General features: G+C 70.3%; 12 protein-coding genes and 2 pseudogenes. 2 read left to right on the forward strand and 12 right to left on the reverse strand.

The window, feature by feature from the left end:
* Positions 1–9: 9 nt before the first annotated feature.
* The 3 genes and pseudogenes from AB0K07_RS22340 to AB0K07_RS22350 form a co-directional block, all read right to left on the reverse strand.
* Positions 10–255, reverse strand: coding sequence for an integrase (locus tag AB0K07_RS22340; protein WP_363757351.1), 246 nt, complete (start codon positions 253–255; stop codon positions 10–12).
* Positions 256–459: 204 nt separating this feature from the next.
* Positions 460–2,988: a LamG-like jellyroll fold domain-containing protein gene (locus tag AB0K07_RS22345; RefSeq protein ID WP_363757352.1), complete on the reverse strand. Its 2,529-nt coding sequence runs from the start codon at positions 2,986–2,988 to the stop codon at positions 460–462.
* Between the two features lie 277 nt (positions 2,989–3,265).
* Positions 3,266–3,427 (reverse strand): annotated as a pseudogene (locus AB0K07_RS22350) (LD-carboxypeptidase); the annotation flags it as partial.
* Positions 3,428–3,730: 303 nt separating this feature from the next.
* Between AB0K07_RS22350 and AB0K07_RS22355 the strand changes: the two are divergent.
* Complete coding sequence (locus tag AB0K07_RS22355; protein WP_363757353.1) at positions 3,731–5,626, forward strand: M14 family metallopeptidase; 1,896 nt, start codon at positions 3,731–3,733, stop codon at positions 5,624–5,626.
* Between the two features lie 72 nt (positions 5,627–5,698).
* On the opposite strand, the gene AB0K07_RS22360 is transcribed toward AB0K07_RS22355, so the two are convergent.
* The 9 genes and pseudogenes from AB0K07_RS22360 to AB0K07_RS22400 all read right to left on the reverse strand — a co-directional run bounded on the left by AB0K07_RS22360 (position 5,699) and on the right by AB0K07_RS22400 (position 14,586).
* Complete coding sequence (locus tag AB0K07_RS22360; protein WP_363757354.1) at positions 5,699–6,415, reverse strand: hypothetical protein; 717 nt, start codon at positions 6,413–6,415, stop codon at positions 5,699–5,701.
* Complete coding sequence (locus AB0K07_RS22365) at positions 6,405–7,205, reverse strand: M14 family metallopeptidase (RefSeq protein ID WP_363757471.1); 801 nt, start codon at positions 7,203–7,205, stop codon at positions 6,405–6,407. Before AB0K07_RS22365 ends, AB0K07_RS22360 begins: the two co-directional genes overlap by 11 nt.
* Positions 7,103–7,459 (reverse strand): M14 family zinc carboxypeptidase, encoded by a 357-nt coding sequence (locus AB0K07_RS22370; protein WP_363757477.1) that lies wholly within the window; start codon positions 7,457–7,459, stop codon positions 7,103–7,105. Before AB0K07_RS22370 ends, AB0K07_RS22365 begins: the two co-directional genes overlap by 103 nt.
* Positions 7,460–7,771: 312 nt before the next feature.
* Positions 7,772–9,412, reverse strand: coding sequence for an amidase (locus tag AB0K07_RS22375; RefSeq protein WP_363757355.1), 1,641 nt, complete (start codon positions 9,410–9,412; stop codon positions 7,772–7,774).
* A complete protein-coding gene (locus AB0K07_RS22380; protein WP_109818861.1) occupies positions 9,409–9,711 on the reverse strand; it encodes a hypothetical protein in 303 nt (100 codons plus the stop codon). Before AB0K07_RS22380 ends, AB0K07_RS22375 begins: the two co-directional genes overlap by 4 nt.
* A 456-nt stretch (positions 9,712–10,167) precedes the next feature.
* Positions 10,168–10,359, reverse strand: a pseudogene (locus AB0K07_RS22385) (hypothetical protein); the annotation flags it as partial.
* 24 nt (positions 10,360–10,383) lie between these two features.
* Positions 10,384–12,108, reverse strand: coding sequence for a glycerol-3-phosphate dehydrogenase/oxidase (locus AB0K07_RS22390; RefSeq protein ID WP_363757356.1), 1,725 nt, complete (start codon positions 12,106–12,108; stop codon positions 10,384–10,386).
* A 78-nt stretch (positions 12,109–12,186) separates the two neighbouring features.
* Positions 12,187–13,704, reverse strand: coding sequence for a glycerol kinase GlpK (gene glpK / locus AB0K07_RS22395; RefSeq protein ID WP_363757357.1), 1,518 nt, complete (start codon positions 13,702–13,704; stop codon positions 12,187–12,189).
* 48 nt (positions 13,705–13,752) lie between these two features.
* The gene (locus AB0K07_RS22400; RefSeq protein WP_363757358.1) at positions 13,753–14,586 is read right to left on the reverse strand and encodes an MIP/aquaporin family protein; all 834 of its coding nucleotides are present in this window, start codon (positions 14,584–14,586) and stop codon (positions 13,753–13,755) included.
* Between the two features lie 190 nt (positions 14,587–14,776).
* Here AB0K07_RS22400 and AB0K07_RS22405 point away from each other — a divergent pair, with 190 nt between their 5' ends.
* A complete protein-coding gene (locus AB0K07_RS22405) occupies positions 14,777–15,544 on the forward strand; it encodes an IclR family transcriptional regulator (RefSeq protein ID WP_363757359.1) in 768 nt (255 codons plus the stop codon).
* Positions 15,545–15,590 lie beyond the last annotated feature (46 nt).

A 15,590-nucleotide genomic window follows, 5' to 3' on the forward strand; every position in this document is an offset into this window, starting at 1 on the left:
CCGCCCAGGTCACGCGGCATATTCGTACTCGTGAAGGATTTCGCCCAGGCGTTCACGCCTACGTATGTCGAGGCGGGCGATCTGGCCCGGATCGGTGATCGCCCGAGGCCAGGCGTGCAGCGGTCGGGCGTTCGCGATGCCCTGATGCGGCCGATGGGAGTTGTAGAACCGCTCGAACTCCCGCAGGGCTTGGCAAAGGTGGCGCTGGTTCCCGATCAACGCGCGGTCCAGCAACTCACGCCGGCAGGTCTGCACCCTTCCCCTGCCGAATACCTAATAGCATCGGTGGGCATCCAAAAGCGGTGCTCAGAGTGGGTGCCTCACCGGGTGATCGGTTCGAGGCGTACCCGATCCGCAGATCGCCGTCGGCGGCGTCCTCGTCGGGATGGTCCTTTCCGCCCGTTCGCCGGCACGGGCCGGGAGGGGGCGTCGTCGCCCCCTCCCGGGAAACCCGCGGTGCTACTTTCCGGACTCGTAGAGCGTCGTCACCTCGGCGGCGCTCAGCGCGCGGTCGTAGACGTGCACCTGGTCGATCGTGCCGTCGAAGTAGTCGACGGGGTTGCCGCCGAACTTGCCGCGGCCGATGACCAGGGGCCCGGTGGAACCGTCGCCGAGGCAGGCGCTCGCCTGCCCGGCGAGTTGCCCGTCGACGTAGAGGCGCAGCTGGCCCGTCGCCGCGTCCCGGACACCGACGAGGTGGTACCACTGCCCGGCGACCGGGGTGGTCGGCGCGAGGGCCCGCACCCCGGCGAAGCTCATCGCGAACCGCCGGTCAGCGCCCGAGTACTGCAGGTAGAAGGCGCTGTTCGAGGTGCCGTCCTGGCTCACCACCGTCTGGAAGGCGCCACCCGCGCTGTCGAGCCGCACCCACGCCGAGGCCGAGTAGCTGGCGGTGGTGTCGAGGATGGTCCTGCCGGTGTCGACGTACTGGTTGCTGCCGTTGAACAGCAGGCCCGAACCCGTCTTACCGGCCGTCCAGGTGGGCCCGGCGACCAGCCGGCCGTCATTGTTGCCCGCCTCGTCGTTGGCCGTGTCGCCGGCATTCTCGTCCAGCGGCCAGTAGCCGACTCCGGTGAGGCCGGGCGTGCCGGGCGGCGGCGGAGGAACGTTCGCGCCGGTACCGTCGGCCGAGCGGATGACCGCCTCGTTCACCGCGCGCACCTGGTCGAAATCCATCTTCTCGACACGGCGGTCGTAGGTGAAGAAGCCGTTGACCTCGTGCTCGACGTCGGTGATCTGGGTGTAGACGCCGGCCGAGACCCCGCAGGTGTTCGCTATGCGCAGCAGGTCGCGCTGGTTCTCCACGTACCGTCGGGTCAGCGTTTCGGAGTCCGGCGCCATCCAGTACGCGCCGCCCTCGCCGAACCACATGTGACCGTCGACCTCGAGGCCCATTCCGCCGTGCTCTCCGTCGACGGCCACCCGGTCGGCGGTGGGCAGTGGCGACGCCGGACCGAGGTACTGGTGGTGGTCGATGATGTCCCCGCGTCCGGAGTCACCGAGGGAGTCGCAGCAGTTCACGCCGCTGTGCGCGTTGACGAGCCGCGTCGGGTCCTGCTGCTTCACCGAGTCGGCGATGCGGCCGGTGGCGCCCCGGTCCCACTCACCCCAGCCCTCGTTGAACGGCACCCACACCACGATCGACGGATGGGCGGCGTGTTCCCGGATCATCTCGCCGAGCTCGGATTCCCACTGCCGCTGCCACTCGACCGTCGGGCGGCCGGGCTTCGTCGCGGGCATGTCCTGCCACACCATCAGCCCCAGCCGGTCCGCCCAGTAGTACCAGCGGCCGGGCTCGACCTTGATGTGCTTGCGGACGGTGTTGAAGCCAAGCACTTTGTGCTGCTCCAGGTCGAAGCGCAACGCCTCGTCCGTCGGTGCGGTGTTCAGCCCGTCGGGCCAGAAGCCCTGGTCGAGGGTGGACATGTGGAACAGGATCTTGCCGTTCAACGTCATGCGGAGCTTGCCGTCGGCGCCCTTCGCCTTGCCGATCTCCCGCATCCCGAAGTAGGAGCCGACCTCGTCGACCCGCTTGCGGCCGTCGAACAGGCGTACCCGGAGGTCGTAGAGGAAGGGCGAGTCGGGTGACCACAGCTTGGGCTCGGCGATGGGTATCGTCAGGTCGGTCCCGGCCGGACCGGAGACGCGCGCGACGGCCTTGCGTCCGTCGTACGCCACGGCCTCGACGGTGAGGCCCTCGGCCCCGGATGTGGGGTTCGCGCGTAACCGCAGGGACTTGTCGCCCGGGTCGGGCGTCAGGTTCAGCGAGTCGATGGCGCCCGTGGCCGAGACGGGCTCCATCCAGACCGTCTGCCAGATGCCGGAACTGCCCTGGTAGAAGATGCCCCGGTCGCCGACCCGGCGCTGCTTGCCGATCGGCTGGAACGTCGCGTCGGTCAGGTCCTCGGCCCAGACGATCAGCTCCTGCTGCCCGCCGGGCCGCAGTGCGTCGGTGACGTCGGCGTCGAAGCCGTCGTAGCCGCCCCGGTGCGTCGCCACCTGGCGGCCGTTGACCCATACCTTCGAGTCGTAGTCGACCGCGCCGAAGTGCAGCACCAGGCGCTGGCCCCGGCCGACCTGCCACTGCTTGGGCACGGTGAAGGTCCGGCGGTACCACATCCGGTCCTCGTGCCGTTGGACGCCGGAGAGGGCCGATTCGATGGGGTAGGGCACCAACACCCGCTCGGCCAGCTGCTCGCCGACCGGCGGAGCCTCGCCGGCGGCCCCACCGGCGAACTCCCACACGCCGTTGAGGTTCTGCCAGCGGGACCGGGTCAGCTGCGGCCGCGGATATTCGGGCAGCGCGTTGGTGGGTGAGACGTCATCCGTCCACGGCGTGGAGAGCGGCGGTGTTCCCTTCGTCCAACCGGTGTCGGCGTCGGGTTGGGGCGCGGCGGTCGCGGCGGTCGGCGCTGTGGTCGCGACCAGGACGGCCGCGGTGGCGAAGGCGAGGAATGGCCAGCGTCGGCTTGAGGCGCGTCGGGTCATGCGGTCGGCCCTTCGGGAGTGCGGACGGGGGCGGCGGCCCGTGGTGCGCTCCGAGGGTGGGCGGTCGGTCACTGGTCGATGTTCCCGGGGCGGGACGTGCCCGCTGCCAGATCCCACCACGCGCAGGTCACGGCTGAACACATTCCAACGTTGTCCCCGCAGCGATGTCAATAGATATCGACAAGGCTGAGCTGATTCGGCCACCACCGAACACGCTCGAACAGCGGGCAGCCCTGGCGCGGACGGGCCGGGCGGGAAACTCGGCCGCCGGGCTCAGGATGATCAGCACCCCGCCGTGCAGAATCTCCGGGGGAAATGGGAAGCGTCCCGCCGTCAGGATCCACTGGATGACTTCCAGGCAGCCGCCCCAGGTGGTGCCGGTGACCGCGCGGCGCGGCCCGTACCAGCTCCACGGCTCCGACGGTTCGCGTTCTCCGAAGGATCCGTCACGCTGCTCCGATGCCGCCGGAGGTAAGGAGCCAACGGCATGCAGGCATTTACATCTATGTGCCGACCGATTACGGTGATCCCAACTCGAGTACCCAGTGGGTTGCAACCCTCACAGAACGTAGCTGCCCCTGCCTACGCGCGGGCAAGCACCACGTGACACGGGAGATTTGCCTTGGGTTCCGACGTTCGACAGCCCTCATCCGGTCAGTCACCAGCCTCCTCTCACTCTGCCGCCGTTCAGCGGTCGCTCGGGAGAGGGCACCTCCGCCGACGCCCGCGCCCGCTCTTCATGGTGGCGGCCCTGGCAGCGGGGGCCCTCGTCCTCGGTGCCACGCCCCTCTGGGGGTCGGACCGCGCGGACCTCCTCGACGGCGCGGCCCTCTCCTCGACCCCCACCTACACCGTCGGCCTGCAGCCGCCGCAGGATCCGGGGCCGTTCCCCGGCAGCGTGACCCCCACGTCCCCCACCATCACCATCGCCGGCCAACGAGACGGCGAAAGCACGTTCAAGGTCGTCAAGTACGACCAGGTGCAGCCGAAGAACCCCGGCCAGATGGACTTCGACCACTACCACAGCGGCATCGAGATCCAATGGTGGCTGCGGAAGTGGGCACACGAACGTCCCGACATCGTCGACCTGCACATCGTCGGGGAGAGCTTCAGCGGCCAGCCGATCTACCAGGTGACCATCACGGACAAGTCCACCGGCGCGGACACCGACAAGCCGGCGGCCTACTTCGAGGGAAACCGGCACTCCGGCGAGGTCTCGTCGGCCGAAAGCTCGCTGTGGCTGGCGCACCACCTCATCACGCAGGCCGGGCGCGACCAGAAGGTCGACAAGCTGCTCGACGAGAAGACCGTGTACATCCGTCCGGTCAACAACCCGGACGGGCACGACATGTACCTGTACACCGCCCAGACCAACCGGTCGACGGTGCGGCCGTACGACAACGACGGGGACGGCAAGCGCGACGAGGATCCGGGTGAGGACCTCAACGGTGACGGGTACCTGAGCCAGATGCGCCAGTACGTCGGCGCCGGCAAGGGGACGCACGTCGTCGACGAGCGGGACCCGGCCAGGAACGCCATGCTCAACGTCGGCGCGGGCAAGGGCGACTACCTGATGTTCTCCGAGGGTACGGACAACGACGGCGACGGTCGCTACGACGAGGACGGTGTCGGCGGCCTGGACCTGCACCGCAACTACCCGTACAACTGGCACGTCATGCCGGAGGACGACGCCACCGACCGGAACCTGACCCAGGGCGGCGCCGGCGAGTACCCGTTGTCCGAGCCGGAGACCCGCCACGTCTACACCTGGCTGATGTCGCACACCAACATCGGCGCCGTCAACAGCATGGACACCCGGGTGCCCATGCATCTGCGAGGGCCCTCGACCTGCGACCCCGTCGAGTGCATGTACTCGACCGACCGCAAGCTCTACGAGCACTTCGACAAGGCGGGGGTCTCGTTCACCGGCTATCGGCATGCCGGGAGCGTCTACATCGACTACGCCACCCGCAACGGTGGCCAGCCGACGCCGCTGTTCGGGCACGGCCCCGACTTCGGCTACTTCCAGTACGGCGCCATCTGGTACGGCGACGAGATCTGGAACGGTGGTGACTTCACCGACTACGACAAGGACGGCAGGTACGCCGACTGGGAGCGGTCGCGGTGGTGCGCCGAGAACGGGCGGACGAACTGCTTCCTGCCGTGGACGAAGGTGGAGCACCCGAAGCTGGGGGCGGTCGAGATCGGCGGCATCAACCCGAAGTTCTGGTCGCAGAACCCATCGGCCGATCTGATCGGCGGGTGGGCCACCAACCAGGCACGGTTCAACCTGTATCTGACCGAGTCCCTGCCGCAGGTCGACCTCAGTGACGTGAAGGTCAAGAAGCTCAAGGGCGCTCAGGGTGACGGAGCCACGCACGAGATCACGGCTTCGGTCCGGAACACCGGCCGCATCCCGACCGCTCTCGAACAGGCCAAGGAAATCAAGATCGTCGCTCCGGACACCGTGCAGGTGGAGGGCGCGCGCGCCGTCGGAACCGCACCCCAGTTCTATCTGGACGGAGGTGACCGGCAGAAGGTCCGCCTGCGGGTCGTCAAGGCCGCCACCGACACCATCACGGTGAAGGCTGTCAGCGTCCGGGGAGGCCTGGACTCCGCGTCGGCGCGGCTGAACTGATCGCACGATCGTCCTACGCGCGTGCGGTGGCCGAGCGCAGAAGTGCGCTCGGCCACCACGACCCACGTCAGGTCAGCGGTGACCCCCCAGGTACATCGCGTTGAACAGCAGCTTGTAGGTGCCGTGCGACTGGGCCCGGTGCTGCGGCTTGAAGCCGATCATCACCACCTGGCCGTCGCCCACCTTCGCGGTCACCACGGCCGCCTTGCCGCCGATGACGTCCTCGCCGAGGAGGAAGCCGCTCTTGAGCAGCTTGGTCTTCGGCCAGGTGGCCACCGTGACACCCTCGGCGCCCTCGTTGACCCGGGGGTCGAGGCCGTACGCGTACTTCGGCGCACCGGCCACCGCGCCCGTCGGCACCGTCGGCCAGTCGACCGCGACGGTCTCGGCCCGCACGGCCTGATTGAGCTTGTTGACGGTGACGCCCATCTGGAACGAGAGCGTGTATCCGGTGATGTCGTACGGCGGCTCGAGCGGGCCGCCGGGGTAGAGCCGGCGATCCGGGTAGACCTGCGGGTTGAGCAGGTCCAGCACCGCCGCCCGGTACGGCTGCGCCTCCCGGACGAGGTAGCTGCCGGCCGGGTACCTGCGGTCGCCCACGGTGAACGGCTTCACCGCGCGCTCGACCCGGATGTTGTTCCAGCGCAGCTTGTCCACCAGCTTCGTGACGGTCGGGAAGTCCGCCTGATCCGCGGGGATCACGTAGGTGGTCGAGGCGCCGTTGCGCCCCTCGTCCCGGGCCATCTGCGCCGCACCGTAGAGCAGAGCCTCGCGGTCGTCACTGGCCACGCGCAGCATCGCCCACGAGGCGGTCTTGATGTAGTCGCAGCTCTGCGACAGGTGCCACTCGCCGCCCTTCCAGGGGCTCGGGTAGAAGACCGAGGGCTCGCTCGTGGAGGTGCCGTCCGCGAAGGTCTTCGGGAAGGTCGCCGGGTCGTAGACCCGCGGCGTCGCCGAGGCGTGCGCGGTCTCGGTCAGAATGCCGATCTGATTGTGGTAGTACGGCGCGGTCCGTGGCGCCGCCGTTCCACCAGATGTCGTACGACTGGCGGGCCAGCGCGCCGCCCTTGCCCTCGCGTTCCAGCCGCTGGCCCATCGCGTCACCGACGATGTTGACGCCCCGAACCACCTGGGGGTGGATGTTCGGGTTCAGCGGGTCCTCGTACGGCGGGATGCTGATCCGGGCAGGGAAGACCGCGGTCTGGTGGACGTTGTGCATGACCTGCGGGATCCACTCGTGGAACAGTTGGCGCCCGACGTTCTGCGTCTCCTGCAGGTTGAACATGTACCAGTCACGGTTGTTGTCGTGTCCGGCATACTTCTGGTACAGCTCGGGATAGCCGGCGTCCTGGTAGGGCCCGCCCAGGTTCTGCCGGTACCACTCGGCGACCTTCGTTCCGCCGTCCGGGTTCACGTTCGGCACCAGCAGGGTGATGAGGTTGTCCCGGATCTCTCGCGCCTCGGACGTCTCGCTGGTCACCAGGTCGTACGCGAACTGCGGGGCGGTCTGGTGCCCGGCCACCTCGGTGGAGTGGATGCCGAAGTCGACCCAGGCGATGCCCTTGCCGCCCTTCGCCAGCGCCCGCGCTCCGACTCGGAGAGCGAGTCGCCCTGCGAGAGGCGTACCGAGGTTTCCCGGTAGCGCTTGAGGTTCGCGTCCTTGAGGTTCTTCTTCGAGGAGACGATGGCCATCAGCTGCGGCCGTCCCTCGCTGGTCTTGCCGATCTCCACCAGCTTCATCCGGTCGCTGGCCTTGTCGAGCTTGCGGTAGTAGTCGGCGATCTGCTCGTAGGTGGCCAACTTGTAGTCGATACACGGCGTCCAGCCGATCACCGACTCCGGCTTCGGTACCCGGTTCGAGGCGGTAGCGGTGGTCGCCGACGTCAACGCCGGGGTACCGACCAGAGCCAGCGCGCATACGACCGGCAGCGCGGTCCGAGACAGTCTTCGTTTTACCTGACACCCCTTCGCAGTACAGGACGGAAAAGGGTCCGGCAGGGGCGGCCGCGCCAACTCGGATGGCTTGATTCAACAGGCTTCGATCGATGTCTGGAGCGGTCAGGGTGGCAATTGAGGAAATCTTGGGCCTCGCCACCCGCAATGAGGAAAACGAACGGCGGGCATCAACTGCCCGCCGTCCGCACGTTACTGGCTGAGCTCGGCGACCTCCTCAGCCGTCAGGCGGAGCACTTGGGCCGGAGCCGCACCACGGGCGCCGGCGTCGGTCGGCGGGTCGGCCGGCCGCCGCAGATGCCAGTCCGTCACCGCCTGGTAGGCAGCCACCACCGACAACAGCCGGTCCTCGGCGTACGGGAGGCCGCCCAGGATGGTGCCGATCGGCAGCCCGGCGGCGGTGGCCCCGATCGGGAAGGCGATCTCGGGCAGGCCCAGGATGTCGAAGGGCACCGGGTCGGTCTGCACCACCACGTCGCAGCCGTCGAAGAGCTCGTTGAGCACCCGGTCCAGCAGCAGCAGCTTGGCCCGCTGAGTGGTGATGAACTCGTTGCCACCCAGCAGCGCTCCCTGCAGCCAGCTGGTCACCGACACCCCGAAGCCGCGCAGGTCGGTGCGCAGGTAGGGCATGAACGGCTCGGTGCGCTCGGGCAGCCGGGCGTTGTTGAAGTTGCTGCCGGTCAACAGGCTCCACTCGTCCGGCAGCGGCACGTCCACCAGGGTGGCACCAGGGATCGCGGCGAGCTGCGCCAGGTACGCCGCACGGGCCAGTGCGGTGGGCGAGGTGCCGTTGGCGAAGCCCGGCAGCACCCCGATCCGGGTGTTCCAGCGCAGTTTGACGCGGCGGCGGTGATAGACCGGGCTGGCCGCGCCGATCAGGTCGGGCACCTGGGGCAGGCCCTGGCTGCGCGGGTCCATGGCGTCCTCGCCAGCCATCGCGGTCAGCATGATCGCGGCGTCCTTGGCGTCCCGAGCCAGCGGTCCCGGGTGGTCGCGAGTGTAGGTGAGCGGGATGATGCCGGCCGCCGAGACCCGGCCCATGGTCGGCTTGAGGCCGGTCAGGTTCTGCGCGTTGGACGGGGCGGTGATCGAGCCGCCGGTCTGCGTGCCGATGCCGGAGGTGGCCATCCGGCCGGCGACCGCGGTGGCGCTGCCGGTGGACGACCCGCCCGGGTCGATGCCGCCGTTGGTGGGCGCCCAGGCGTTCACCGTGGTGATCACACCGGCTGGCGTGGTGGCGCGGGTGGTCGCCAGCGGGCCCATCTGGGTCTTGCCGAGCACGATCGCACCGCTTGCCTTCAGCCGGGCCACCGCCGTCGCGTCGTACGGCGGCACGAAGTCCTGGAACAGGAAGGAGTTGGCGGTGGTGGGGACTCCTTCGGTGTAGTAGTTGTCCTTGATGGCCAACGGGATGCCGTGCAGCACGCCGTCTCGGGGCCGGCGCGCGGCAGCTCTCGCCGCCGCGATGGCGGCGTCGGCGAGCACCAGGTTGAACGCCTGGTAGCTGCCGTCGTACCGGGCGATGCGGGCCAGGTACGCCTCGACCAACTGCTCCGGGGTGAGTCTGCCGGCGCGGATGAGCCAGCCTGCCTCGGCGATGGTCAGCTCGGTCGGCTCGGCCAGTGCCGCCGGCCGGGGCTCGGTGTAGGCGTCGGGCTGGTCCAGCGGCCGTCTCCTCGTTCCCGGCCCGGTGCTGGTGGACAGGCTGCTGCTCGCCAGCGCCACCGAGGGCAGTCCGACGGTGGCGCCCACGGCTGAGGCGGTGGCCAACGCGGCAGCGCGGGCCAGAAATGCCCGGCGGTCGACCGTACGATCGAACGGTTCGGACGTCATGCCTTCCGCCATTCCGTGCTGTTGGAGGGGTATAGGACCGGCACGTGCTGCTGCGACAGCGCGTTCGCGACCTCGGGATCGGTGCCAACGGGTGCGGGTAGCTGGTATGCGGCGAGCGTCGCCACGGTGCCCCGCACGAAGGAGCGCAGGGAGGCGAGCACGGAGTCGCGGCCGGGCGAGCCGGTTTCGGGGTCGGGGGTGGTCCCGGGCGGAAGTTGGTCGAGGTCGATGCCGAGCGCGGCGAGCCGGGCGCGAATCAGAACGTTCAGTTCAGCGTCCGTCGGCGGAGTAGGTGCCATGACACTCCCAGGGATGTCGCGTGATCCGGTCGAGGTGAACTGACCGTAGGCCGGGCGCCATTCGCGACAGCCCGCTGCGGGCACAAGTTGCGCAACATTTGAGTTTGCCGATCCCCAGCGTCCAGCGTCGTGGGCATCTGGTCGACGGTGCTGGCGGAGAAGACGTTGCGGGTGCCGATCGTGCGGACGAGCGGGCCCACGTGGAGCCCGCCGGCCATCGTGTGCACGTTGGGATTGCCGAGGTAGGCGGCGACCGCGTCGGGGCCGCCGGCCGGGCGGCGGCCAGCCCGGCCTCGACGGCGGCGAACGCCTCGTCCCAGCCGACCTCGCGCAGCGTGCCGTCGACGCGCAGCAGCGGCCGGCGCAGGCGGTCCGGGTCGGCGAGGAGCTGCGGGAACGCGGCCCCTTCGGGCAGATGAAGCCGTGGCTGAAGACGTGCTCGCGGTCGCCGCGGGCGTGGGTCACCCGATCGTCGGCGATGGTCGGCGTCAGGCCGCAGGTGGCCTCGCAGAGCGGACAGGTGCGATACGCCGTGCGCGTCGCGGTCGTTCCCGGCGTCGCGGGCCCCTTCCGGTGGGATACCGACTGGTCGGTATGGTGGCACGCCGCCGGGCGGCTGTCACCCCCGGCCACCGGCTCCGGCGGCATGCCGGGCACACCGCCGGAGCCCGCTCAGGCCGCCACGGCAACCGCCGGCACCACGTCGGGCGCGTCCAGCCGGAAGGCGTCGGCCGCCGCGTCGTCGGGCTGCTCGTGCGCGGCCCGCTCGGCCCGGACCCGCGCGACGTAGTGCGCCACCTCCCGGTCGACCCGCTCGTCGCCCCAGCCAAGGACCGGCGCCATCAGCGTCGCCGCCGGCCGGGCGGCCATCAGGCCCCGGTCGAAGCTCTCGATCGAGATGTGGGTGCGCCGGGTCAGCACGTCCTCCAGGTGCAGCGCCCCCTCGGCGGACGCCGCGTAGACGACCTCCACCCGCAGGTAGTCCTCCGCGCCGTCGAGCGGCTCGCCGAGCGTGGGGTCCTCCCGCAGCAGCGCCAGCACCTCGTCGACGGCGGCGCCGTAGCGCCGCAGCAGGTGCTCCACGCGCTCCACGTGCAGGCCGGACTGCTGCGCCAGCCGGCGGCGCTGGTTCCACCGGGCGACGTAGCCCTCCGCCCCCAGCAGGGGCACCCGGTCGGTGCACGAGGCGGCCACCGCGCCGCCGAGGCCGCGCACCGCCTCATCGACCGCGTCGCGCGCCATCACCCGGTACGTCGTGTACTTGCCGCCGGCCACCACCACGAGTCCGGGCGCCGGACTGACCACGGTGTGCTCCCGCGACAGCTTGGCGGTCGCGTCGGACTCTCCGGACAGCAGCGGGCGCAGGCCGGCGTACACGCCCTCGACGTCGTCGCGGGTCAGCGGGGTGGCCAGCACCGCGTTGACGCGCTTCAGCAGGTAGTCGATGTCCCGGCTGGTCGCCGCCGGATGCGCCTTGTCCAGGTCCCAGTCGGTGTCGGTGGTGCCGACCAGCCAGTGCCGGCCCCACGGGATCACGAACAGCACGCTGGACTCGGTGCGCAGGATCAGGCCGGTGCTGGACCGGATCCGGTCGCGCGGCACCACGAGGTGGATGCCCTTGGAGGCGCGCACCTGGAACTGGCCCCGCTCGCCGACGAGGGCCTGGGTGTCGTCGGTCCACACCCCCGTGGCGTTGATGATCTGCCGGGCGCGCACCTCGAACACCCGGTCGGTCTCCAGGTCGTGCACCCGCGCGCCGGTGACCCGGGCGCCCTCGCGCAGGAAACCCACGACGCGGGCCCGCGCCAGCGGGTGCGCCCCGTGCGCGGCGGCGGTGCGGACGAGGAAGGTCACCAGCCGGGCATCGTCGACCTGGGCGTCGTAGTACTGCAGAGCGCCGACCAGCGACTCGGGCCGCAGCGACGGGCAGGCGCGCAGCGCCCCGCGGCGGCTCAGGTGCCGGTGGGCCGGCAGGCCGCGCGCGTGGCGGCCGGACAGGCTCAACGTGTCGTAGAGCAGCACGCCGGCGCCGGCGTACAACCGTTCCCAGCCCCGGTGGCGCAGCGGGTAGAGGAACGGCACCGGGCGGACCAGGTGCGGGGCGAGCCGCTGCAAAAGCAGGCCCCGCTCGCGCAGGGCCTCGCGGACCAGCCCGAAGTCGAGCATCTCCAGATAGCGCAGGCCACCGTGGATGAGCTTGCTGGACCGGCTCGACGTACCGCTGGCCCAGTCGCCGGCCTCGATGAGCCCGACCGACAGACCCCGGGTGACGGCGTCGAGAGCGCAGCCGGCGCCGGTGACGCCGCCGCCGATCACCAGGACGTCCAGTTCCTGGCCGCTGCCGAGGGCGGCCAGGGACCGCTCGCGGGCGGCCGGTGACAGTGTCGCGGAAAGCATCCGTCTTCTCTCTCCTGAGGAGGGTGGGGGCGGCCAGCGAAGGGCGCCGGCCGCCCGGATCCTTGAGGGGGTGGGGCGTCAGTCGACGTCGACCCAGTCGAGGGTGCGCTGGACCGCCTTCTTCCACCGGCCGTAGCCGTCCTCGCGCTGCTCCGGCGACCAGCCCGGCTGCCAGCGCCGGCTCTCGTTCCAGTTCTCGCGCAGCTCGTCGGTGTTCTTCCAGAAGCCGACGGCGAGGCCGGCGGCGTACGCCGCACCGAGGGCGGTGGTCTCGGCGACCACCGGCCGGCTGACCGGCACGCCGAGGATGTCCGCCTGCATCTGCATGCACAGGTCGTTGACGGTGACGCCGCCGTCGACCTTGAGGCACTCCAGGTGCACCCCGGAATCCTGCTCCATGGCGTCGGCCACGTCCCGGCTCTGGTAGCAGATGGACTCGAGAGTGGCCCGGGCGATGTGGGCGTCGGTGTTGAACCGGGAGAGGCCGACGATCGCGCCACGGGCGTCGGAGCGCCAGTACGGTGCGAAAAGGCCGGAGAACGCGGGCACGAAGTACACCCCGCCGTTGTCCTCCACCTGGCGGGCCAGGATCTCGCTCTGCGCGGCGGTACTGATGATCTTGAGCTGGTCGCGCAGCCACTGCACGGCCGAGCCGGTGACCGCGATCGAGCCTTCGAGCGCGTACACCGGGGCGTCGTCGCCGAACTGATAGCACACCGTGGTGAGCAGCCCGGCCTTCGACCGCACGATCTCCGTGCCGGTGTTGAGGAGCATGAAGTTGCCCGTGCCGTAGGTGTTCTTCGCCTCGCCCGGGGCGAAGCAGACCTGCCCGACAGTGGCGGCCTGCTGGTCGCCCAGGTCGCCGGTGATCGGGACCCGGCCGGCGAACGGGCCGTGCTGCCGGGTGCTGCCGTACGAGCGGGGGTCGGACGACGGCCGGATCTCCGGCAGCATGGCGCGGGGGATGTCGAAGAAGGACAGCAGCTCGTCGTCCCAGTCCAGCGTCTCCAGGTTCATCAGCATCGTGCGACTGGCGTTGGTCGGGTCGGTGACGTGCACCCCGCCCTCGACGCCGCCGGTGAGGTTCCATAGCAGCCAGGTGTCGGTGTTGCCGAAGACGGCCTCGCCGCGCTCGGCGGCCTCCCGGACCCCGTCGACGTTCTCGAGGATCCACTGGATCTTCCCGCCGGAGAAGTACGTCGCCGGAGGCAGGCCGGCCTTGCGTCGGATGACGTCGCCCTTGCCTTCGCGTTCCAGGGCCGAGGCGATGCGGTCGGTACGGGTGTCCTGCCAGACGATGGCGTTGTAGTAGGGCCGGCCGGTCCGGCGGTTCCACACCACGGTGGTCTCGCGCTGGTTGGTGATGCCGAGCGCGGCCAGATCGGAGGCGGTCAGGCCACGGGCGTTCATCGCGGTCTGGATGACCGTCTGGGTCCGCTCCCAGATCTCGAGTGGGTTGTGCTCCACCCAGCCGGCCTGCGGCAGGATCTGCTGGTGTTCGAGCTGGTGGCGGCCGACCTCGTTGCCGCCGTGGTCGAAGATCATGAAACGGGTGCTGGTGGTGCCCTGGTCTACCGCGCCGACGAAGCCAGCCATGCGGGTGCCTCCTTCTGTGATGGTCGCGAGGATGCGGGTCGGCGGATGTCAGACGCGGGCGGGCTCGGCCCGGGCCGCGACGGTCTCGGTGGCCAGGGTGCCCGGCTCCGGCTCGTCCTCGCTGGGCAGGAAGCGGCCGATGATCAGCTCGTAGAGGCCGGCGCCGATGACGCCACCGACGAGCGGCCCGACGATGGGCACCCAGAAGTACGGATAGCCGCTGGTGTCCTGGAAGGCCGTTTCGTAACCGGTCAGGAACGAGGCGAGGCGGGGGCCGAAGTCGCGGGCGGGGTTGATGGCGTAGCCGGCGTTGGCGGCGAAGGCCATGCCGATCGCCACCACGATCAGGCCGATGATCAGCGGGGCGAGGTTGCCGGCGGGCAGCGAGTTGCGGGCGTCGGTGACCGCCAGGACGAGGAACAGCAGGATGGCCGTTCCGATGATCTGATCGCGCAGGCCACCCCACTCGCTCACGCCGGCGCCGGGCATGGTGGAGAAGACGCCCTGGCTCTTGCTGGTGAGGCCCGGGTCGAACCGGGACAGCACCTCGCTGTAGTTCCAGCGGATGATCAGGGCCGCGACGAACGCGCCGGCGGTCTGGGCCAGCGAGTACGGCAGCACCTTGCGCCAGGAGAAGCCCTTGAAGACCGCCAGGGCGACGGTGACCGCGGAGTTGAGGTGCGCGCCGCTGATGCGGCCCGCCACGTACACGCCGAGCGTGACGCCGAGGCCCCAGGCCCAGGCGATGCTGTCGAACTCGCCGGTTCCCGCCGCGGCCACCTGGGCGACCACGCCCACGCCGAACAGGATGAGAATCGCGGTGCCGGCGAACTCGGCGGCCAACTCGCCAACGAGCCCCGGCGCTTTCAACCGTTGCGCCATCTTGCCTCCAGAAACGGTGGGGGTGGCAGCCCTCCCGTCGGGGGAAGTGGAGGGCCGGTCGGTGACGCCGCGGTGCAGTAACGTCACCGTGCGGTGAACCGTAGGAAACCCTCGGGGCCGGGTCAACGAACCCCGGTCGACAATGCCGAACACTGTTGCGGCCGCCGAAACGCGTTTAGCATTCCGCCCCATGCCGGGTCAGGTGCAGTCCATCGCGCGGGCCGCGGCGATCCTCCGCCTGCTGGCCAGCAGCTCCGGCCGCCTCGGCATCGGGGAGATCGCCCGCTCCCTCGACCTGGCCAAAGGCACCGCGCACGGCATCGTCCGCACGCTGCAGGACGTCGGCTTCGTGGAGCAGGACAAGACCTCCGGCAAGTACCAGCTCGGGGCGGCCCTGCTGCACCTGGGCACCAGCTACCTCGACGTCAACGAACTGCGCTCACGCTCCATCAACTGGGCCGACCCGCTGGCCGCGCGCAGCGGCGAGGCCGTCCGCATCGGCACCCTGTTGGACGGCAAGGTGCTGGTGGTCCACCACGTCTTCCGGCCCGACGACACCCTGCAGACCCTCGACGTCGGGTCCCTGCTGCCCCCGCACGCCACCGCGCTCGGCAAGGTCCTGCTCGCCTATGACGTCGGCGCCGCCAACGCGGTCATGCAGGGCGAACCCGAGCCGTACACCCGGCGCACCCTGGTCACCGCCCGGGCCCTCAGCCGGGCCCTGACCAAGATCCGGGACAACGGCTGGGGCGCCGAGATCGAGGAGATGACCCTCGGCGAGGCCGGTGTCGCCGCGCCCATCCGCGGCTACGGCGGCCTCGTCGTGGGCGCGATCGGGCTCTCCGGCCCGGTCGACCGCGTCTGCGACGCGCAGCGCCACCCCCGCCCGACGCTCGTCGCGTACGTCCGCGACGCCGCACGCGCGGTGTCCCGGGATCTCGGCGCGGCGCGCTGGTGATCCGTCCACCCTGCCCCGCCACTTTTTGCGCCAGAGAGGACGAGGA

Source organism: Micromonospora sp. NPDC049301 (genome assembly GCF_040678715.1).
In the GTDB taxonomy this organism is placed as follows: Bacteria; Actinomycetota; Actinomycetes; order Mycobacteriales; family Micromonosporaceae; genus Micromonospora.